General features: G+C 70.2%; 22 protein-coding genes and 1 pseudogene. 12 read left to right on the forward strand and 11 right to left on the reverse strand.

Annotated features, from left to right (window positions below; all coding sequences use genetic code 11):
* The first annotated feature begins 158 nt into the window (after positions 1-158).
* A complete protein-coding gene (locus tag QM711_RS18090) occupies positions 159-1,703 on the forward strand; it encodes a helix-turn-helix transcriptional regulator (protein ID WP_415101904.1) in 1,545 nt (514 codons plus the stop codon).
* Between the two features lie 89 nt (positions 1,704-1,792).
* Positions 1,793-2,773, forward strand: a complete 981-nt coding sequence (locus QM711_RS18095; protein ID WP_415101906.1) for a DUF4349 domain-containing protein — start codon at positions 1,793-1,795, stop codon at positions 2,771-2,773.
* Between the two features lie 75 nt (positions 2,774-2,848).
* Here QM711_RS18095 and QM711_RS18100 read toward each other — a convergent pair whose 3' ends face one another.
* Positions 2,849-3,787 carry a YeiH family protein gene (locus QM711_RS18100; protein WP_415101908.1) on the reverse strand — a complete coding sequence of 313 codons (939 nt, stop codon included), beginning with the start codon at positions 3,785-3,787 and terminating at the stop codon, positions 2,849-2,851.
* 11 nt (positions 3,788-3,798) lie between these two features.
* On the opposite strand from QM711_RS18100, the pseudogene QM711_RS18105 reads away from it, so the two are divergent.
* Positions 3,799-3,999 (forward strand): annotated as a pseudogene (locus QM711_RS18105) (helix-turn-helix domain-containing protein); the annotation flags it as partial.
* 37 nt (positions 4,000-4,036) lie between these two features.
* Complete coding sequence (locus QM711_RS18110; protein WP_415101910.1) at positions 4,037-4,774, forward strand: LysR substrate-binding domain-containing protein; 738 nt, start codon at positions 4,037-4,039, stop codon at positions 4,772-4,774.
* A gap of 51 nt (positions 4,775-4,825) precedes the next feature.
* Here the strand turns inward: QM711_RS18110 and QM711_RS18115 are convergent, their stop codons facing one another.
* Positions 4,826-5,416 (reverse strand): DinB family protein, encoded by a 591-nt coding sequence (locus QM711_RS18115; RefSeq protein ID WP_415101912.1) that lies wholly within the window; start codon positions 5,414-5,416, stop codon positions 4,826-4,828.
* A gap of 168 nt (positions 5,417-5,584) precedes the next feature.
* Between QM711_RS18115 and QM711_RS18120 the strand changes: the two genes are divergently transcribed.
* Positions 5,585-7,126 (forward strand): phytoene desaturase family protein, encoded by a 1,542-nt coding sequence (locus tag QM711_RS18120; RefSeq protein ID WP_415101914.1) that lies wholly within the window; start codon positions 5,585-5,587, stop codon positions 7,124-7,126.
* Between the two features lie 3 nt (positions 7,127-7,129).
* Here the strand turns inward: QM711_RS18120 and QM711_RS18125 are convergent, their stop codons facing one another.
* The 5 genes from QM711_RS18125 to QM711_RS18145 form a co-directional block, all read right to left on the reverse strand.
* Positions 7,130-7,525 (reverse strand): type II toxin-antitoxin system VapC family toxin, encoded by a 396-nt coding sequence (locus QM711_RS18125; RefSeq protein WP_415101916.1) that lies wholly within the window; start codon positions 7,523-7,525, stop codon positions 7,130-7,132.
* Positions 7,522-7,773: a hypothetical protein gene (locus tag QM711_RS18130; protein WP_415101918.1), complete on the reverse strand. Its 252-nt coding sequence runs from the start codon at positions 7,771-7,773 to the stop codon at positions 7,522-7,524. The genes QM711_RS18125 and QM711_RS18130 overlap by 4 nt, the downstream gene beginning before the upstream one ends.
* Positions 7,774-7,829: 56 nt before the next feature.
* Positions 7,830-10,022, reverse strand: coding sequence for a PEP/pyruvate-binding domain-containing protein (locus QM711_RS18135; RefSeq protein ID WP_415101920.1), 2,193 nt, complete (start codon positions 10,020-10,022; stop codon positions 7,830-7,832).
* Between the two features lie 85 nt (positions 10,023-10,107).
* Positions 10,108-10,740 carry a YdeI/OmpD-associated family protein gene (locus tag QM711_RS18140; RefSeq protein ID WP_415101922.1) on the reverse strand — a complete coding sequence of 211 codons (633 nt, stop codon included), beginning with the start codon at positions 10,738-10,740 and terminating at the stop codon, positions 10,108-10,110.
* A gap of 201 nt (positions 10,741-10,941) precedes the next feature.
* Positions 10,942-11,592, reverse strand: coding sequence for a TetR/AcrR family transcriptional regulator C-terminal domain-containing protein (locus QM711_RS18145; protein ID WP_415101924.1), 651 nt, complete (start codon positions 11,590-11,592; stop codon positions 10,942-10,944).
* A gap of 61 nt (positions 11,593-11,653) precedes the next feature.
* On the opposite strand from QM711_RS18145, the gene QM711_RS18150 reads away from it, so the two are divergent.
* On the forward strand, positions 11,654-12,589 hold the full coding sequence (locus QM711_RS18150; RefSeq protein WP_415101926.1) for a zinc-binding alcohol dehydrogenase family protein: 936 nt from the start codon (positions 11,654-11,656) through the stop codon (positions 12,587-12,589).
* A gap of 58 nt (positions 12,590-12,647) precedes the next feature.
* On the forward strand, positions 12,648-13,244 hold the full coding sequence (locus tag QM711_RS18155) for an HAD family hydrolase (protein ID WP_415101928.1): 597 nt from the start codon (positions 12,648-12,650) through the stop codon (positions 13,242-13,244).
* A gap of 44 nt (positions 13,245-13,288) precedes the next feature.
* Here QM711_RS18155 and QM711_RS18160 read toward each other — a convergent pair whose 3' ends face one another.
* On the reverse strand, positions 13,289-14,440 hold the full coding sequence (locus tag QM711_RS18160) for a hypothetical protein (RefSeq protein WP_415101930.1): 1,152 nt from the start codon (positions 14,438-14,440) through the stop codon (positions 13,289-13,291).
* The gene (locus QM711_RS18165) at positions 14,433-14,942 is read right to left on the reverse strand and encodes a SigE family RNA polymerase sigma factor (RefSeq protein WP_415101932.1); all 510 of its coding nucleotides are present in this window, start codon (positions 14,940-14,942) and stop codon (positions 14,433-14,435) included. The genes QM711_RS18160 and QM711_RS18165 overlap by 8 nt, the downstream gene beginning before the upstream one ends.
* Before the next feature lie 103 nt (positions 14,943-15,045).
* Between QM711_RS18165 and QM711_RS18170 the strand changes: the two genes are divergently transcribed.
* Positions 15,046-15,702 (forward strand): GOLPH3/VPS74 family protein, encoded by a 657-nt coding sequence (locus QM711_RS18170; protein ID WP_415101934.1) that lies wholly within the window; start codon positions 15,046-15,048, stop codon positions 15,700-15,702.
* 163 nt (positions 15,703-15,865) lie between these two features.
* On the opposite strand, the gene argF is transcribed toward QM711_RS18170, so the two are convergent.
* Complete coding sequence (gene argF / locus QM711_RS18175; RefSeq protein ID WP_415102315.1) at positions 15,866-16,921, reverse strand: ornithine carbamoyltransferase; 1,056 nt, start codon at positions 16,919-16,921, stop codon at positions 15,866-15,868.
* On the opposite strand from argF, the gene QM711_RS18180 reads away from it, so the two are divergent.
* From QM711_RS18180 to QM711_RS18195, 4 genes are read left to right on the forward strand one after another with little or no spacing between them, the layout of a single operon-like run.
* Positions 16,920-17,300, forward strand: coding sequence for a phage holin family protein (locus QM711_RS18180; RefSeq protein ID WP_415101936.1), 381 nt, complete (start codon positions 16,920-16,922; stop codon positions 17,298-17,300). The genes argF and QM711_RS18180 overlap by 2 nt on opposite strands.
* A 1-nt stretch (position 17,301) precedes the next feature.
* On the forward strand, positions 17,302-17,769 hold the full coding sequence (locus QM711_RS18185) for a low molecular weight protein-tyrosine-phosphatase (RefSeq protein ID WP_415101938.1): 468 nt from the start codon (positions 17,302-17,304) through the stop codon (positions 17,767-17,769).
* Between the two features lie 54 nt (positions 17,770-17,823).
* Complete coding sequence (locus QM711_RS18190) at positions 17,824-18,516, forward strand: response regulator transcription factor (RefSeq protein WP_415101940.1); 693 nt, start codon at positions 17,824-17,826, stop codon at positions 18,514-18,516.
* Complete coding sequence (locus tag QM711_RS18195; protein ID WP_415101942.1) at positions 18,513-19,961, forward strand: sensor histidine kinase; 1,449 nt, start codon at positions 18,513-18,515, stop codon at positions 19,959-19,961. Before QM711_RS18190 ends, QM711_RS18195 begins: the two co-directional genes overlap by 4 nt.
* A 98-nt stretch (positions 19,962-20,059) precedes the next feature.
* On the opposite strand, the gene QM711_RS18200 is transcribed toward QM711_RS18195, so the two are convergent.
* Positions 20,060-20,284 carry a hypothetical protein gene (locus tag QM711_RS18200; RefSeq protein ID WP_415101944.1) on the reverse strand — a complete coding sequence of 75 codons (225 nt, stop codon included), beginning with the start codon at positions 20,282-20,284 and terminating at the stop codon, positions 20,060-20,062.
* Positions 20,285-20,299 lie beyond the last annotated feature (15 nt).

Raw genomic sequence — 20,299 nt, forward strand, 5'->3', positions numbered from 1 at the left:
TCACCAAGGAAGTGCTGATCAATGCTGTTCCGAGCGAGGACGTGCTCGGCGGGATGAGCTGCGGCCCCCAGATCTTGTGGGCGTACTGGACGTACGGCGCAAGATTTGGGGCTGCAGATCGCCCGCCGAGTGCGCCGCAGCCGGGACATGATTGATCAGTGCTTCCCCAAGCGAGCGGAGGTCGGGCGTCCATGCTGGTCAGCGTTCCCCCCACGATCCCGCGCAGCTGCAAGAGCGAGCCGGGCGAGTTGGCAGAGCATCTGACGCTCTGGGTGAGTACCGGGACCGCGCACCTGCGGGTCGATGACGGTCGGGAGTATCGGATCGATGCCGGCTCGGGTATCTGCGTGCCACCGGGCACCGAGCACGAGGTTTGGACCGAGCCGGCCACCCTCGTCATTCCGGCGTGGTCGTCGGTGCCCGCGGTGGCTGCCGGCCCGGATGAGATCGCGCTGTTCCCCATCGCGGATCAGGATCGCGATCGGCTGCTGGAGCGCTACAGCCGGTGGGCCTGGGACGACTCTCCCGCGTTCGCCGGTGCGAAGCCGCTCTCGCCGGACCTGGGCATTGAGTCCGGGTCCGGCGGCGCCTCGGGACGCGCGCCGATCCGTCCCCTCCTGCCTGCGCTGGGGCCGGCGCGGAGGGTAGCGACCGAACTCGTCCGCCGGCCCGCCTCGGACCGGAGCCTGGACGAGTGGGCGGCCTGGGCGGCCTGCAGTCCCAGCACCCTGCGACGTGGCTTCCTGACTCAGACCGGATCGACCTTCGCGCACTGGCGACAGCTGACCCGACTGGCGGCGGCGGCAGAGCTGCTGGCGGCCGGGTGGCCGGTGGGCCGGGCCTGCGCCGAGGTCGGCTTCACCTCGCGTTGGGGTTTCGCGGACGCCTTCCGCGCGCGCTACGGCGTCCCGCCGCGCGAGTTCAGTGCCCAGGCCGCAGGGACCGGGGATACGTCGCCACCCCGTCCGCTCACCGGCCCCATCGAGGCCGAGGATCGGTTGCTCTCGGACAACGTGATGCTCTGGGTGCAGGCCGGCGAGTTGCGGGCGCGCTTCGCCGAGCGGCTCTGGGTCGGACGCGCGGGGGACGTCGTCTGGTTGCCCGCGGGTGCCACGGTAGAGAACGCACCGGACGCCTCGGTGCCGCTGAGCACCTTGTGCACCGGCTGTGCCCAGTTGGACCGGCCGCGCCGCGCCCGGTTCTCGGCAGCCTGGCGCGACTGGCTGCTGTGGGCGTCGGTGAGCACCAACAGCCTGCTGAAGTCCGAGGAGCATCGCGGACGATCACCGACGATGGAGCGCGTCTTCCACACCCACGTCATCGAGGCATTCTCCAGTCAGCACGCTGTCGAGCGGGCCAGGAGCGTGCCGACACCCGAGGATGACCGGGCCAAGGCGGCAGCCAAGGCCTTTCTCGGCGCGCTCGGGACGGCGTCCCAGAGCAGTACCCACGACGTCCCCGCTGAACTCAACGAGGTATTCCGGCGGGAGACCGGTATGACGTTCTCAGGTTGGCGGCACGCCGCCCGGATGCGGGTCGCCCGCCAGCTGCTGCAGAGCGGAGTGGCGAGCAGTAGTGTCGCGGCCCGGGTGGGCTACTCGCTGGTGTCGAACTTCAGCCGGGCCTTCAGCCGCTTCCATGGGGTCGGTCCCCGCGAGTTCCAACAACTGGAAGGACCGGACGAGGTTCTGGCGGCCGGCTGAGGCTGCCAATCTCAGCGGTGCCCCGGCCCCCCGCAGACATCTCCGGTCGGGTCGCAACGTTTCCGCTGGTCTGTGCGTGGTGTAGAGGCATGAGCGCTTCTCGATTCAAGGTTTGGTTGCCGTCGCTGGTGCTGTCGGGGGTGATCGGCCTGGCCGGCTGCACCCAGGCCACGTCGTCGGCTGGCTCGCCCGAGGTGGCGCCGGCCGGCGACGGTGCCGTACCTGCGGCCACCGCCGCTCCGAGCGACACCGGCCGGGCGAGCGAGCGGCAGGTGGTCCGCACCGGAACGCTGTCGCTGCGCTCCCCCGATCTGGGCGCGACCGCCGACAAGCTCCGTCAGCTGGCCGAGAGCCTGGGCGGCTATGTGGCGTCCGAGTCGACCTGGACGGGTGGGGAGGACACCGCCGCCACCTCGCGGCTGGTGTTCAGTGTGCCGAGCGAGAACCTGGACCGGTTCATGGCCGAGGCGGCCAAGCTGGGCGAACTGGTCAGTCGGGCGGTCACAGCGCGGGACGTCACCGAGCAGGTGGTCGACGTCGAAGCCCGGATCGGCACGCTGCGCGAGTCGATCGCGCGCATCCGGGCACTGATGAGCAAGGCCGGCTCGATCACCGAGATCGCCCGGGTCGAGCAGGAACTCACCCAGCGGCAGTCCGAACTCGAGGCGCTGCTGGCCAAGCAGAAGGCGCTGAAGAACCAGGTCGAACGCGCGCCGGTGACGGTCACGCTGCTCCGTCCGGGCCAGGCCGAGACCCCGAATCCTTTCCTGACCGGGCTCAGCCAGGGCTGGGACGCGCTGCAGAACTCCATCGCGGTCCTGCTCACCCTGCTCGGCGGCGTCCTGCCGTTCGCCCTGGTCGGCGGAGCGGTGGCCTGGCCGGTCGTCCGTCGAATGCGCCGCCGGGCAGCGGCCCGGAAGGCTGGGTCGGCGGACTCCGATCTGCGCACCTCGGACGCTACGAGCGCCTCACGACCCTCAAGCGAGCCGGCAGGTCGCCAGCCCGAGCAGCCCCACCACGAGGGTGGCGATCAGGCCGAGCAGGACGGGACGCAGCCCGGCTCGTCGTAGCACCGAGACGTGCAGCGACGTCCCGAGGGCGAACATCGCCGCCGCCAGCAGCCCGGTCTGCAGCAGGCCGGCGGCCTATAGCACGGAAAGCGGCAGCACCCCCAGGCTGCGCACCACGACAGCCGCGAGAAAGCCGAACACGAACAGCGGAACCGGTGGTTGCCCGAGGTGTGCGCCGCGTCCTGGCCGCTGCTCCAGTGAGATCACTGCCAGCACCGGGGCGAGAAGCAGCACCCGGGCAAGTTTGACCACCACCGCCACCTCCAGCGCCGATTCCCCGACGATGCCGGCGGCGGCGATCACTTGGGCGACCTCGTGGATCGAGGCGCCCGCCCACACCCCGGCGGCAGTGGCGTCCAACCCGAGCAGGGCGGCGGCCGGCGGCAGTACGGCGATCAGCGCTGTGCCGAAGACCACGACCAGGGCAACCGCGGTAGCGGTTTCGTCGCTGTTGCGTCGGCGGAGCACGCCGTCGGCTCCCGCGACCGCCGCCGCCCCGCAGATCGAGAATCCGCAGGCGATCAGCAGCGACTGGGTCCGGCTGACGCCCAGCAGGCGCCCGGCCAGCAGGGTGGCCCCGATGCCGCCGGCCACCACCACCACGACTCCGAGCAGCACCGGCCAACCCAGACCGGCGATGTCGGCGATCGCGAGTTGCAGCCCGAGCAGCACCACCCCGAGGCGCAGCAGCCGCCGGGACGCGACCTGCAGTCCGGGTGCGACCAGGTCGGCGAAACCACCGCGGGATCCGGCGATGTTGGTCAATACGGCTCCTGCGATGATCGCGAGCAGCAGTGGACTGAGCGCCGGCACGACATGCTGAAGCGCCAACACCCCACCTGCGACGGCCGCCGATAGCAGCAGGCCGGGAAGCGATGAGGGTCCGCTTCCCGGAGCCGGATGTACCTCGGGCAAGCGGCGTTCGGACGCCGAAGGAACGGTTCGCTGGGACACCGCTCTACGATGACTCGGCAAGCCATATCGGACTAGACCCCACTTTCGCATGGTTGCCATACGATGTTGATATGGCTCTGGAGCTGTCGCCACACCGCTATCCCTCGGTGGCGGACCTGGCCGTTTTCGTGGCCGCCGTCGAGCATCGCGGCGTCGGCGCCGCCGCACGGGCGCTCGGGATGGCGCAGCCGAACGCCAGCCGGGCGTTGCGCCGACTGGAGCGGACGCTGAGACTCGAGCTGCTGGCCCGCAGTCCGGCCGGCACCGTGCCCACCCCGGACGGCGCCCTGGTGGTGGACTGGGCGCGCCGTGTCCTGGAAGCGAACCAGCGGCTCCTGCTCGGCGCGGCGGCGATCGGCCGCGGGCACACCGGCAGACCTTCGGGTAGCCGCGAGCCAAACCATCGCCGAGGAACTGCTGCCACGCTGGCTGGCGGCGCTGCGGGCCGAACACCCGCAGGCCGACGTGTCGCTGGCAGTCGGCAACTCCCGAGAGGTCGGACGACTGCTGAGTTCCGGCTACACGCTCGGATTTGTGGAAAGTCCCGATCTGCCCGAGAGCCTCACCGCGACAATGAGCTCGCGCGAGATCACCACCGACCGGCTGGTCGTCGTGGTGGCGCCCGGTCACGAGTGGGCTCGGCGAACCCGACCGGTTCCGCTGGCCGAACTCGTCGGCACTTCGCTGATCGTTCGAGAACCCGGCTCAGGCACCCGGATCGCGCTCGAGCGCGCCCTGGCCGGAATGCCCGCAGCGGCACCCGCCCTGGAACTGGCCAGCAACTCCGCCGTCCGCGTGGCAGTGATCGCCGGCGCAGGGCCTGCGGTGCTCAGTGAGCATGCCGTGCACGCCGCGGTGAGCGCCGGCGAGTTACGGGCGGTCATGGTCGACGGATTGACGGTTGAGCGACCGCTACGGGCGATCTGGCCCGCCGAGCCGCCGCTGTCGGCGGTGGGCGCACGGCTGGTCGAACTAGCCGCCGAACTGGAGCAGACCCGGCGGACGCCCGCGTCCGAGCCTCGGCTGGATCCGGGCTGGGGCATCTGACAGTCGCCACTTCGACCGGTGGACAGCACGACCACGGAAGGCGGACACGGGTCACTCCGGGTCGGGCCGGAAGCTTTCCGCGATCGCCTGCAGGTCGTCGTACTGCCGGTGCCAGCCGTCGGCGTCCAGCTCGGGAAGGTTGTCGACGCCCGGTCGCATTCCGGCAGCCCCGTCGATCGCCTCCCGGACGATGTCGGCGTGCCCGACGTGCCGATGCGACTCGGCGATCATGTGCACCAGGATCTGCTGCAGGGTGACCTCGCCACGCTCGCCCCACCAGGGCACCCGGCCGGGTGCGTCCAACTCCAGCGCGGCCACGGTCTCGGCGGTGTGCCGTCCGGCGCTGCGGTAGAGCTCGATGATCTGCTCGGAGGACTCCTCCGCGGTCGCGAACATGTCGGCGTTGGCCGGCAGGTTGGGGTCGTCGTCGAACCAGGGCAGCGGAATGCCGGACGGCCGTCCCATCACCTCGCCGAAGTAGCCCAACTCGACGCTGGCCAGGTGTTTCACCAGCCCGAGCAGGTTTGTTCCGGTCGGGGTCAGCGGACGCCGCAGGTCGTACTCACTCAGCCCGTCCAGCTTCCACAGCATCGCCTCGCGGGCTCGTTCGAGATAGGTCAGCAGTACTTCTTTGGGTTCCATCGGACACCTCCTGGGTTCACCCTGCCACCCGGCTGTGACATTCGCACCGGCGTCGCGTGGTTGGTCATCTCGGCGGACGCCGGCGGGTGCCGGTGCCGTCCGCCGGCCGACACAATGGCAACCGCCGCCGGACGACCGGGCGGTTGGGGAAGCGGGGTAGGGGATTCGATGCAGAAGACGATCGCGATCATCGGCGGCGGCCACAACGCCCTCACCGCAGCGGCCTACCTGGCGCGCGCGGGGGCGTCCGTGACGCTGTTGGAGCGACTCGACCACGTCGGCGGCGCGGCACTCTCGGCACCCGCGTTTCCCGGCGTCGACGCCCGGCTCTCCCGCTACGCCTACCTGGTCAGCCTGATGCCACAGCAGGTGATCGCCGATCTGGGCATTCCGTTGCGCCTGGCCCGGCGCCGGTATTCGTCCTACACGCCGGTGCCCGGCACCGACCGCGGCCTGCTCATCGACAACGGCGACGCGGACGCGACGCTGGCGTCCTTCGCATCGATCGGTGCGGCCGGGGACGCCGCCGGTTTCGCCTCGTTCTACCAGCGGACGACGGCCGTGGCGCAAGCGGTGTTCCCCACCTTGACCGACCCGCTGCCCACCCGGGAACAGGCGAAGAAGCTTGTCGGGGCCGATTGGGCGGCGTTGTGCGAGCGTCCGATCCAGGAGTTGATCGAGGCGTCCGTGGCAGCTGACCTGGTCCGCGGGGTGATCGCGACGGATGCCCTGATCGGCACCTTCGCCGCGGTGGACGATCCGGGCCTGGAACAGAACCGCTGCCTGCTCTACCACGTGATCGGCGGCGGCACCGGCGACTGGGACGTGCCGGTGGGTGGCATGGGTGTGGTCAGTGGCGGCCTGCGGGTCGCAGCCGAGAGCGCCGGTGCGAAGCTGATCACCGGTGCCGAGGTGACCTCGGTGACCCCGGACGGCGAGGTGGTCTGGCGGCACGCGGACGAGGAGCATCGGCTGACCGCAGACCTGGTGCTGTGCGGAGCTGCGCCGGCCGTGCTGTCACGACTGCTCGGCGAGACCTCCGAGCGGGTCGAGGGTGCCCAGGCCAAGGTGAACATGCTGCTCACCCGGTTGCCCCGACTGCGTCAGCAGGTCGCTCCCGAGGCTGCCTTCGGCGGCACCTTCCACATCAACGAGACCCTCACCCAGTTGAACGCCGCGTTCGCGCGAGCGGAGGCCGGGAGCGTCCCGGATCCGTTGCCGGCCGAGATCTACTGCCATTCGCTCACCGACCCCAGCATCCTCGGCCGGCAGTTGCGGGCGGAGGGCTGGCAGACGCTCACCCTGTTCGGCCTGCACGTGCCGGACCGCCTGGTCGACAGTCACGGCAACGATGAGCTGCGCGCCGAGCTACGGTCGGCCGTCCTGGCGACACTCGACTCGGTGCTCGCCGAGCCGATCGAGCCCCTGCTCGCCACCGACGGCAACGGCGAACCGTGCCTCGAGGTGAAGACCACCCGCGACATCGAGGACGCTCTGGCGATGCCCGGCGGGAACATCTTCCACGGCGGGCTGGGTTGGCCGTGGGCGGACGCCGACGACCCCCTGGACACCCCCGCCCGGCGTTGGGGCGTCGATTCGGGCCACGCCGGCATTCTGCTGTGCGGAGCCGGCGCTCGCCGCGGCGGCGGAGTCAGCGGCGTCGGCGGTCACAACGCCGCCATGGCGGCGATTGAACTGCTCGGGCTGTAGGGGTCAGGCCGCGTCCCAGATAGCCTGGTCCGGGTGGGCGGCGAGGATACGTTCGTCCTTGGTGACCAGCAGGTCCCGTGCCGCCAATGCCTGGGCGACGATGATCCGGTCGACCGGATCACGCGTGAAGGTCATCCGCTCGGCCAGATCGACGACCCTGCCGAACGGCTGAGCATCCTCCACCAGGCCCATGGCGGTCGCCAACTCGGCCAGGATCCGCCGCGGTTCGTCGACGATCCTGCCGATCTCGTGAAGGTACCCGAGTTCCAGCCGGACCATCGGTGAGAATCGCAGGCTCCCCTCGTTGAGCCGCTCGCGCAGGGAGGCCGGGAATCGGTCGTGCAGACCGGCGTAGAGCCACACCACCACATGGGTATCGAGGTGGAGGCGCTGAGTCACGGCAGCAACCGCCGATCGTCGTCCCACTCGCTTGACCAATCCATCGACACCAGCTCGTCCGGATCGCCGGCGATGACGTCCGGGTTGACCTGGATCGCGGCCAGACGGTCGGGGCCCGGCTCGTCCGGCACCAAGCGCAAGCGGCGGCCATTCCGAGTGATCTCCAGCGGCTCACCAGTCTCGAGAACGCCATCGAGCAGGCGATAGACGTCCTGACGCAGTTGGGACGGCGTAACCGGTTTGCTCATAACCACAGGATAGGCATCCGTACGTACGTGCTCAACACTCTCATACGTACGAGATCTCAGCGACCATCGAACTCGCGCACCTGCTTCACCACGAAATGCCCGTCCTCAAGGACTTTCACCTCCAGATCGAGCGAGCGGGGCTTGGTGTTGTCCGCGGTCACCTGCGAACAGGGGCCCGGGTAGTAGCCCGGCTTTGCCCGGCAGTAGGCCCGCTCCACGGTGCGGGTCAGGTCCACCAGCGCGACCAGTTGCTCGTTGGCCAGCACCGGCGCGGTCAACGCCGGCCCGGACGCCGTCGGCTTGGCGAAGCGGGTGACGGTGAAGCTGATCGGCTCGGCGTCGCTGAGGAACGCCGCGATGCTGGACTCGCTGTAGGTGCCCGGGTCGGGGTTGGTGACCAGGTTGTTGCCCTGTTGCACCGACAGCGAATAACCGTAGACGGCGTCCGTGTTCAGCACCCGGGTGACCACGACGGCGTTGGCGGCAACGTCGGACTCGCTGTCGTAGGCCGGGACGACGGCGAGTCCCATGGCGACGCTGCGCTGGTCGATCCGGGCGAACGACCGCTCCTCGACCGCACGCTTGTTCCACAGGCTGGCGTACACCCCCTTGACCGCGCAGCCCAGCGCCCGCGGGTCGACCGTGCGTTTGGTCTCGGCACCGTCCGCCTCGTCCCGGACGGCGCAGATCTGGCCCGGGACGTCCGCGATCTTGGTCTTGACCGAGAAGCTGTCGTGCAGCCCGGCGCCGTCGAAGCCAGGGATGTCCTCGGCGTTCGCCGACGACCGCACCTTCAGCTTCTTGACGTCGAGTGCGGTGACCCGGGCCCGGATCGCCTCCAGTTGCCCGGCCGGGAACTCGGCGGCCAGGAACTCGTCCTGGACGACGGCGACCAGGTCCCGGAGTTCGCGCGGCGCCAGATCGCCCGCGGCCTCCCGGGTGATCAGGTCGTCGAGGGCGGTGCGCAGGCAGTCGTTGGGCGGGTGCGCGACGAAATCCGCGTACCACTGGAACGGCACCGCGAAGCCCTGCGGGGTCAGATCGTAGCCGAGCCTGGCGCTGGGCGTCCCCGGCTGCCCGACCCGCCCCAGCACTCGCCGGTGGGCGAGGAAACCGAGATTCGCCGCCTTCGAGCCGTAGCGCCGAGCCGCCGCCAGCGCCTCCGCGGCGGTCCCGGACGCCAGCTCGTCATAGTCGCGCAGCTCGGTTTCGGGTTCCCAGCCCAGTTCGACCACCGGCCGGTCCAGTCGTTCGGCGAGCTTGGCGGCCACCACCTCGGCGGTGGTCGGCTCGATCAGGAAGTCGTCGCCGCGCACCACATAATGCACCGGGGTGTCGGCGAACGGCGCCAGCCGCGGGTGCTGTGGACCGGCGTCGCGGAGCACCGCGTTGGGCGTGTTGCGCTCCTTCGATTTGAGGTTGACATGGGAGTTCGTGTCCTGGACGGCCCGGGTGAGCACCCCCGCCACCACCGACAGGTCCAGCGGCAGCTCGTCCAGCACCACGATGTCGGTCGGCCGCAGTTCGTCGGGATCGGTCGGGAAGATCCGCAGGTACCCCCAGGCCTCGCCCTGGTTCAGCGGAATGTAGGTGACCGCGCCCAGGATGTCGTCCAGGGTGAGCACCTCGATCCCGGACGCCGCCAGGTCGGACGCCACCCGCGCCGTGGTCTGCTGCGTCCCGGTCTGCACGAACGCGACCGAGGTGCCGGGCAGCGCGATCTGCTGGGCGATCACCAGCACCGCGTCGCGCAGCACCTCTTCGGCGATCACGTCCTGGGGGTAGAACTGGACGCCGAGCACCGGCGGGCGTCCGGCCAGCGCGTAGCTGTGTACCACGCCGGCGAGATAGCGCTTCGGGCCGGGCGTGAAGTAGGTCACCCGGTTGAACTCGTCCAGTTCTTCGGGGACGCCGAACACTTCGCGTCCGAAGAAGTAGTGGTACTTCGCCGAATCGGGGGTGGCGCCATTGCGGAGGAAGTTGGCGTTGACGAACGCGACCCGGGGATGCGCCGGGTCGCGCTGGTCGACGAAGACCTTCGCCAGCCGTCCGTTCGCGACCAGGTCGGCGGCCGGCTGCGAGATCGCTTCGAAAAGTTCGTTCGAGTCGAGTCGGGGATGCGACAGCCCGAGATCGGACGGCTCGGGCTCGGCGGCCGCGACCAGCCGGCTCGCTCGCGCGAAACTGCTGAAAGCCTCGTCAGCGGGTGCCGCAGCAGGCGCCGTCAGGCGGGGTAGGAATCCGTACACGATCGTCTCCTTCGGGGTTCCCGGTCACGATAATCAGCGTGCGGCTCTCCCCGAATCGGCAGATGTGCCCATATCGGGCCGGGTATCACCCCGGCTTTGCCCACCTCGGCAGGTCGCCGTAGCGCTGCGGCTTGATCAGCCGTCCGGCAGCCGAGTCGGCGATCAACTCGGCCAGCCGTTTCTGCCGGGTGACTTCGGTCTTCGCCTGCATCACCCAGCCCACGCAGGTCCGCCGGTAGGACGCCGTCGCGCGGCCGTAGAAGAACGCCACCGCCGCCGGATCGGCCCGCAGTTGCGCCTCGTAGTCGTCCGGCAGGGCGAGTTCGCCGCCACGCTCGTAGCTGTAGCGGGCCTGGTCGGGACGCCGCCGCTCGAACGCGGCGATTCCGGGCGGCCGCATCCTGCCGGCGGCGGTCAGTTCGGCAACCAGAGCGATGTTCACCTGACTCCAGCCACTGCCTGCTTTGCGCGGCGTCCAACGCTGCCGGACGGTGTCCTCGTCGAGCCGGTGCATCGAGGAGTCGATCCAGCCCCAGCACAACGCGACCGGAACCGCCTCCGGCCAGGTCAGCCCGCGATCGGCCGCGTGCTTCTTGAACAGCCCCATCCAAAGCTCGGTCTCGCTGTCGTGGTGCCCGGCGAGCCAGTCGTCGAAGGCGTCCGGACCGGAGAAGAACCGGGCCGGACGATCCTCGGTTCCACCGATCCAGGTCGCCATCGGGCAATCATGGCAGCCGGCGCCGAACAAACTTCCGGCACGAGGGGGTTCTTTTCGTCCCAGTTGGTGACCGCGGGAACCGTCCCCGGTGACCGCGGGAACCGTCCCCGGTGACCGCGGGGACGGTTCTTTTGGTCACCCGAGCAGGGTCTCGACAAGCTCGACCAACGATGATCAGCACCGCCTTGACTGATCGCTGAGTCACTCCGAGGTGAGCGCGCTGACCAGCCGCGCCAGCACCCTTTCGAAGCGGGCCTCGGGGTCGGCGAACATCAGCCGTCCGGCCCGCGCCATCAACGGGTGGGCCTCGGCACCGATCCGGGCGTCCCGTTCGGCCAGGTCATAGCTGCTCGGATCGGCCTCCCGGGCCTGCCGCACACCCTGCTCCTCGGCCGTCCAGCCGATGGTGAAGTGCATCACGATCTGCCAGGTGTCCAGCACGTCCTCAAGGCTTCGTCCGGTCGCCACCAAGGCAGCCAACGGCCGCTCCTGCACCTGGATCAGGCCGATGTCGGTGAGCCGCCGACCGGCGAACACCGTGGCACCGTCGCGGTGCGCCAGCATGGTGGCCCGCAGCGTCCGGGCCGCCTGCGTCAGCCCCCGGCCCAGGTCGTCGCCGGGTGCCTGAAACAGGGTTGCCGTTGCGGCCCGCCACATGCTGGTGCCCATCTCGTCGAGCAGATCGGCCTTGTCCGAGACGTGCCAGTACAGCGCGGCCGCCTGGACGCCGAGCCGCCCGGCCACCTTGCGCATGGTCAGCCCGTCCAGCCCGTGTTCGTCGAGCACCTCGAACGCGGCGGCCACGACCTGATCGCGGGTCAGTCCGCGCCCGACACCGCCCGGCTTGATCATTGAACAATGTTAAGGCACTCTGGAGGCGACAGCATTTAACATCGTTCAATGGAGGATCGACATGCGCGCAGCAGTCGTCACCGCTCCCGGCGCCACCCCGGTCGCCGGCACATTCGCCGAGCCCGAACTCGGCCCCGGCGCCGAACTCGTCGAGATCGTCGCGGCGGGCATCCACCCGGTCGTCCGCGGTCTGGTTTCCGGACGGCACTACGGCTCGACCGAGGTCTGGCCGAAGATCCCCGGCGTGGACGCGGTCGCCCGCCGGTCCGACGGCGGCCTGTGCTACACCGGCTTCACCGCAGACCCCTACGGCACCTTCGCCGAGCGGGCCGCCGTCCGGCTCACCCTGCCGGTGTCTCCGGAGGCCGACCCGGTCACGCTGGCCGCCGGGATGAACCCGGGCATGTCGTCCTGGCTGCCGCTCACCACCTACCTGACCAACCCCGAGCAGGCCTCCGTCCTGGTGCTGGGCGCTACCGGCAGCGCCGGACGGCTCGCCGTCCAGAACTGCGGGGCGCTCGGGGTCGACCGGGTGCTCGCCGCCGGCCGCAACCCCGAGGCCCTCGACCGGATCGCCGAACTCGGCTGCGCCACCGTCACCCTGGACGCCGACGCGCTCGGCGATGCGGTCGCCGAGTACCAGCCGGACCTGGTCCTGGACTTCCTCTGGGGTCCGGTCGCCGAGGTGACGCTGACCGCGCTGGGCACCCGTGGGCTGGCCACGGTGGCCCACCCGGTGACCTATGTCGAGATCGGCGCAGCCGCCGGCCCGACGGCCGCAGTGCCCGCCGCGGTGCTGCGCAGCCGGTCGGTGACGCTGCGCGGCAGCGGAGCCGGATCGGTCGCCCACGACGTCCTGGCCCGAGCGGCGGCCGGCTACGCGGAGCTGCTGACCTCGGGCACGGTCACCGTGGACGCCGCCGCCTACCCGCTGGACGACATCGCCACCGCCTGGGCGGACACCAGCTCTGCGCATCGAGCCGTGATCGTGCTCTGAGCAGACGTCGAGCTCGCGGGGTCGCCCACCGAGCCCGATAACCGGCGATGATGGCGTCATGATCCGCGCCGTCGTCTTCGACCTGGGCCAGGTGCTCGCCTCGCCGCCCGATATCCACTCCCACCCGGCCGGCCTGCTCGGGGTCAGCACCGACGACTTCGCCGCCGGCTACTGGCAGGGACGCCGCGAGTACGACGAGGGCGCGACCGACGACGCCTACTGGGGTCCGCTGCTGACCCGGCTGGGGCTGGCGGCCTCCGCCGAGAACGTCGCGCTGCTGGCCAACACCGACGCCACCATCTGGACCCGGATCCGTCCCGCCGCCGAGCAGCTGCTGGCCGACACGAAGGCGTCCGGACGCCTCACCGGGCTGCTCTCCAACGCGCCCCGGCCGCTCGGCGACGCCATCGAGGCCGCGCCCTGGCGAAACCACTTCGACCGGGTGTACGTGTCGGCGCTGATCGGCGCGGCCAAGCCGCGGAAGGAGATCTACGACTACGCCGCCGCCGACCTGGGGGTGGCGCCGTCGGAGATCGCGTTCGTGGACGACCGCCCCGAGAACGTCGAGGGTGCCCTGGCCGCGGGTTGGCAGGCACACCTGTGGGTGGACGACGACGACACCCGCGCCTGGCTGGCCGAGTGCGGCGTGCTCTGAGCCAGCGGCAGGTATCTCGATCATTCCGGCGACCGGCCACCGAATCACCGCGATGGCGTCGGGTTCGGACCCGGCACCTCCTTCGGCGGCGCACACAGCTTCGCCGCCCGGCCGTGACCGGTGGTGAAAGCCAGCGGGGGCTGCAGGACGACCTCGCAGGCCCACTCGGTCAGCTGCCGGTCCGCTGAGCCGCCGAAGATCCCGTTGCCCCGGCAGCCCGAGTAGCGCACGACGACATCGGTGGCTGAATCGCCCTTCCAGCGCCTGACCAGCGCGGCGGTGTCACCCGGGCTGGTGCAGGATGCGTCGTCCGGCCCCGACCCGATCGGTGCGGTCGACACGGCCCTGACCACCGTGGCCGCGTCGTCGCCGGACACCCGCTTCGAGGCGACGAGTTGCGCCGGCATTGTCCTGAGGTCGTACTGGCACAGCGTGACCCGCCGGGCGGCGGCGGCATCCGGTGCGGTGGTCGCCACGGCGAGTGTGCTGCGCGCCGGGCACCCGTTCGGATCGATCTCGCCGATCGGGCGCACCGAGGCGACGATCTGGTCGGCGACCGTGGCGTAGGCGTCGGTGTGGACGACCTCGACGACGTAGCCGTCCACCTCCTTGCTGGCGGTCGACTTCCAGCCCGCCGGCAGCTTCCAACCGCGATCGGGATCGGTCACCGAACGCACTGAGACGAAGGTTTGCAGGTAGCTGGCGGGCAGGTCGCCCGGGCAGCCGATGGTGCGGATCGGCAGTAGCTCGGTGGCCAGTGCGACGAAGGGCTCGGACGGCGGCTTGGCCCGGTCCGCACACCAGTCGGCTCGCGGCGCGTAGGCGTACCCCCAGCGATCCGGCACCTGGTAGCTGAGCACCCGGTAGGACTCCCACCGCCACCCCGCCCGAGCCGCCACCGTCGGCGGTCCGGACGCCGCGTCGCCCGGCTCCCGCTCGGGAGCCCGTGCGCCCGCCGGCACCGCCGAGGTCTGGGAGCCGCCGCCCGAGAACTGGCCGATGGCAAGCGGAATCGCCACCCCGGCCAGCAGCACCACAGCTGCTGCGACCGGCAGCCAACGCGGCAGCCTGGGCCGTCCGCGGGCCGCGGTCGGCAGCGTCAAGGGCTCGAAATCAGGTTCGTCGGCATGGTGCCGGAGTCCTTCGCGGAACGCCCGTTCGGCGCGGTCGTCGCGGGTTTCGTTCGGCTCAGTCATCGGTGCCGTCCTCGATCAGTCGGGTGCGCAGCCGGGTCAGCGCGCGGTGCACGTGCGAGCGGGCGGTCGCCTCGGGACAGCCCAGGATGGCGGCGATCTCGGCGTACTCCAGGTCGTCGTAGAAGCGCAGCGCGACCGCGGCCCGCTGCAGCGGTGGCAAGCTCTCGCACAGCTGCCAGGCGAGCTCGGCGTCCGTCACTCCGGCGGCGTGGTCGGGGGTGACGGCATGCAGCTCGTCGCTGACCTGTTCGCGACCGGTGCGGCGCCAGCGGCTGATGCTGGCGTTGACGATGCTGCGTTTGACGTAGGCGTCGACGCCGCCGCCGGCGCTGACCCGTGCCCAGCGCGGGTACAGGCCGAGCAGGGCGTCCTGCACCAGGTCGCGGGCGTCCTCGGCGTTACGGGCGATCAGGTAGGCGAACCGCTGCAGCGCGACCGACCGAGTGGCCACGTAGTCCTCGAACCGACCCACGGTCACCGGCGCCTCCTGTACCAGCGTCATCACCTGCACACGCGGCAACCGAGTGCGGCGTTGCAGCGACCGGGCATGATTCTGCCATCCAGTTTCGCACCGCCACGCTCACATCCGGGTCGAAGGAGACGCCATGCTGCTGGCCGAGGACATCCTGCTGCTCGCCACCGAGGACGCCACCGGCAAGAAGCTGGCCCGCTACACCGACCTGCTGGTGGCCGGCGGGTTGCTCAGCGACCTGGCATTGGCCGGCAACGTCCGGCTGACTGAGCCGGGCGAGTCGGTCCGGAAGAACCGGATGGTCGTCGTTCCGGACGCCGCCTGGCCGGCCGATCCGCTGCTCGGCGAGGCCCTGACCGCGCTCGGCGGCAAGCCGGCCTGGTATCCGTCCATGGCGGTGGAGCGGCTCGGCCGCAAGCTGATCGACCACAAGCCGGTGGACGAGTTGTACCAACGTCTGGCGCGGGCGGAACTGGTCAGCCGGACCTCGCACCGGGTGCTCGGCCTGGTGCCGACCACCCGCTGGATCAGTGTCGACGGACGTTACGAGGCGGCTATGCGGGAGCAGTTCGACGCGGTGCTGCTGTTCGACGCCGCCCCGGACCCGCGGATCGCGGCGCTGGTCGCCCTGCTGACCGGTGCGGGCGTGCTGGTTCCGGTCGTCGCTCGCGGACGCAACGTCGACCGCCGGGCGCTCAAGCGGCAGGGCAAGGCGCTGCTCACCCAATACTGGGCCGCCCAGGCGATGCAACGCGCATTCCAGAACCGGGACGCCGCCGCGGCCGGCTGACTCCCGCGCCCCGCTCGCCCTGAAATCGGCCACCCACGAACCAGTGCCGCGAGGGATCCCGAAAATCCACTGGTCGATGCCAAGGAAGCGGGCGACACGCCGGCGCCGAGCAATCGACCCGTGGATTTTCGGGATTGCCTTCGACCGCCGCCCAGCCTGGGGCTCAGTGCCCGGCCAGCGTGGCCACCAGGATCGCCTTGATGGTGTGCAGTCGGTTCTCGGCCTGATCGAACACCAGGGACGCCGGGGACTCGAAGACCTCTTCGGTCACCTCGAACACCTCGCTTCCGGTCTCGGCCAGGATCTGCTGCGAGACCGTGGTGTCGAGGTCGTGATAGCTGGGCAGGCAGTGCATGAACTTCACGTCCGGGTTCTCGGTGCGCTCCAGCAATTCGGTGGTCACCCGGTACGGGGTGAGCAGTTCGATCCGGTCGGCCCAGACCTGTTTCGGCTCACCCATCGACACCCAGATGTCGGTGTGCACGAAGTCGACGCCCTTGACCGCCGCGACGTCCTCGGTGACGGTCACCCGGGCACCGGTGGTGGCACCGATCCGTCGCGCCGTGGCGACCAGTTCGGCTTCGGGCTGCAACCCCGCGGGTGCGACCATCCGGACGTCCATGCCCATCATGGCGCCGGCGATCAGCAGCGAGCGGCCCTGGTTGAACCGGGCGTCCCCGATGTAGGCGAAGCTGATGTCGCGGTCCTCCAGTCCGGACGACTCACGCATGGTGAACATGTCGCACAGGCTCTGGGTCGGGTGCCATTCGTCGGTCAGGCCGTTCCAGACCGGCACGCTGCTGTGCTCGGCCAGGGTTTCCACGATCTGCTGGCGCGAACCCCGGTACTGAATGCCGTCGTAGAACCGGGACAGCACCCGCGCGGTGTCGGCGATCGATTCCTTGTGCCCCATATGGGCGCCGGTCTCGTCGAAATAGCTGACGTTCGCGCCCTGGTGATAGGCGGCGACCTCGAATGACGACCGGGTCCGGGTGGACGGCTTCTCGAAGATCAGCGCGATGGTCAGGCCGTCCAGCCGCTTGACCTCGCGCCGAGCATTCCGCGCCCGCTTCAGCTCGGTGGTCAGGTCGAGCAGCCCGCGCCATTCGGCGGGGGTGTAGTCAAGCTCCTTGAGGAAATGACGCTGGCGCAGGTTCACGGCGAGCCCATCTGTCGGTCGATTCGATAGGAGAACTCTGCCATGACAGAATTGCGTCATGCTCATGCGATTCCTGTTCAGTGCGGCCGCACTCGCGTTCGCCACCTGGGTGTTGCCGGGAATCAGCATGACGGCGAGCGAACCCTCGACCGCGTTCCTCGGGATCCTGGCCGTCGCGATCATCTTCGGCGTGGTGAATGCGCTGGTGAAACCGCTGTTCGCGTTCGCCTCCGCGCCGCTGCTGCTGCTCACCCTCGGGCTGTTCCTGCTGGTGATCAACGCGCTGATGCTCTGGCTCACCTCGTGGCTGGCCGGGCAGCTCAACCTGGGCTGGCATGTGGACGGCTTCTGGTCGGCGTTCTGGGGCGCGATGATCGTCTCGATCGTGTCGTTCATCCTGAACTCGTCGTTCACCTCCCGCAGCGAAGTCAATCGCTGACGTGGTCGAGGTCGTCTTCGTCTGCTGGGGCAATATCTGCCGTTCGCCGATGGCCGAGCGGGTCGCGCAGGGCTGGGCCGAGCGGGAGGGCCTCCACGGCGTCCGGTTCACCTCGGCCGGGACGTCCAGTGAGGAACTCGGGGAGCCGATCGACAGCCGCGCCCAGCGCGTCCTGGCCCGGGCCGGCTACTCCGCCGGCGGGCACCGGGCGCACCGGATCAGCGCCGCCGAGATCCGCGACGCCGACCTGGTGATCGCCCTGGAGGACGTGCACCTGCGGATCATGCAGCGGCTCGTCCCGGACGCCGGCAACCTGGCCCTGCTCACCGACTTCGACCCGGACGCCGAGCCCGGCTCGGGCGTCCCCGACCCCTGGTACGGGTCCGCCGACGGCTTCAACGGCACGCTGGCGGCGATCGAGGCGGCCATGCCCGGCGTCCTCGACCGGGTCCGGGAGCTCCAGGGCTGACGCCCTCCGGCCGGTCGCCCTGCCGGTGACGGCGCGGCGTGGCAGGCTGATCCCATGCACATCCTCGTTGTCGACGACGATCAGGCCGTCCGGGACTCGCTGGCCCGCTCGCTGCAGTACTCCGGCTACGAGGTGACCGCCGCCGGAGACGGCCTCGAGGCGTTGGCCCGGCTCTCCGCGCTGCGTCCGGACGCGGTCATCATGGACGTGATGATGCCGAGGCTGGACGGCCTGGAGACCACCCGGATGCTGCGTTCCACGGGAAACGATGTGCCGATACTGGTGCTGACCGCCCGGGATGCCGTGAACGACCGGGTGGACGGCCTGGACGCCGGCGCCGACGACTACATGGCCAAGCCGTTCGCCCTGGACGAGCTGCTGGCCCGGCTGCGTGCGCTCACCCGCCGCTCCAAGCCGGCCACCGAGGAACCGGCCGACAGCGAGCTGCTGACGTTCGGCGACCTCTCGCTGGATCCGCAGACCCGGGAAGTGCAGCGCGCCGGGCGCCGGATCAGCCTGACCCGCACCGAGTTCGCCCTGCTGCAGACCTTCCTGGAGCATCCGCGCAAGGTGCTCGAGCGCGGCTGGCTGCTCAACGAGGTCTGGGGTTTCGACTTTCCCACCACCGCGAACTCCCTCGAGGTCTACATCGGCTACCTGCGACGCAAGACCGAGGGAGAAGGTGAAAGCCGGCTGATCCACACCGTCCGCGGCATCGGATACGTGCTGCGCGAGACGCCCCCGTGACCAAATGGCTGAACCGGCTGCTGGCGATTCGCGAGTGGCCGCTACGGGACCGGCTCGCCGTTCTGGTGGCTGCGGCGGTCGCGTCCGCCGTCGCCCTGACCGGCGTCGCCGCCTGGCTGATCACCCGGGTGACCGTCTACAACCAGCTCGACAGCGAGCTGGTCGATGTCGCCGCGGTCACCGCAAACTGGGTTGCGGTCGACATCGAAGGCATGGGCGGACTTGACACCAACGCCCTGAAGGCGGCCAACGTCACCGTCATGCTGGTGCGGGCCGACAACCGGGTGAGCACGCTGCCCGGTGCCACGGTCAGTCTGGTGGCCGGTCCCGAGGAGTTCTCGGTCGCCCGCCGGCAGCAGGGCTCGTCCGCACGCACCGGAGTGGCGTCCAACGGCCAGCCGTACCGGATCGTCGCGGTGCCGCTGAAGGCCGGTACCGAAAGCTACGCCCTGGTGCTCGGCCGCCCGCTGGAGGCCACCAACAACATCATGGCGACGCTGGCCTGGTCGCTGGCGATCTTCGGCCTGCTGGGGGTCGGGGTGTCCAGCGCGATCGGCTTCGTGATCGCCCGGTCGGCGCTGCGGCCGATGCGGCGGCTCAGTGAGGCCGTCGCGCATGTCACCGACACCGGCGAGCTGACCCCGGTCGCGATCGAGGGCAGCGGTGAGGTGGCCGACCTGGGTCGCTCGTTCAACACCATGCTCGACACGCTGCAGTCCTCCCGCGAGCGGCAGCGCCGGTTGATCGCCGACGCCGGGCACGAGTTGCGCACCCCGCTCACCTCGCTGCGGACCAACGTCGAGTTGCTGGTGGCGGACGAACGCAGCCGGATGCTGCCCGAGGGCGCGCGCACCGACATCCTGCGCGACATCGCCGGCCAACTGGGCGAGTTCACCACGCTGGTGGGCGACCTCGTCCACCTCAGCCGCGAGGACGTCGTCCAGCCGCACCCCGAGCCGATCGACCTCAGAGACGTGGTGCGCAGCGCCATCGCCCGGGCCAAGCGCCGCGGACCCGCACTGAGCTTCGATGTCGAACTGAACCCGTTGTACCTGGTCGGCGAACCGGATTCGCTGGAGCGGGCGATCACGAACCTGCTGGACAACGCGGTGAAATTCTCGCCGCCGGGCGGCACCGTCCACGTCCTGCTCGAGGGCGACCGGTTGCGAATCTCCGACCAGGGCCCGGGCATCCCCGACGACGAACTCCCGCACGTCTTCGACCGGTTCTGGCGTTCGCCGTCCGCGCGGAACACCCCCGGATCGGGCCTCGGCCTGTCGATCGTGGCGCAGACCACCAAGGCACACGGCGGCTGGGTGAAGGCCGGCCACTCCGCCGAGGGCGGTGCGGAGTTCATCCTGCGGCTTCCCGGCAGCCCGACGCCGCCCGAGGACGAGGTCTCCGATGACGAATCGACCATCCTGTTGCCGAAGGTCGCCCAGTAGCGCTGCGGCAGCGATTCCGGTCCGTGGGGGACGGTTCTTTCGGTCCATTCGGACGCCGCGGCACGCACGCCGTTCGGTGGAGGTCCCCCGGGGAGGCGCTAGTCGTCGGTGTCAGCCTCGGCCGGCGCGACCGGACGCCGGACGGCACCGAAAGTGAAGCTGTGCACAGCGACCTTCGCGGTCGGCGGTGCGGACGCTGCCGCCGGTTGGGACGGCTCCGGCCGGCTGCCGGGCTGGACGGGACGGACCGGCTCGCCCAGCGCTGCCCGGACGGCGTCCCCAACCGCACTGTTGGACGGCTGGAATTTGCGGGTCTCGGCCATGCTCCGAATCCTAAC

The organism is Micropruina sp. (assembly GCF_047602385.1).
Classification (GTDB): domain Bacteria; phylum Actinomycetota; class Actinomycetes; order Propionibacteriales; family Propionibacteriaceae; genus Micropruina.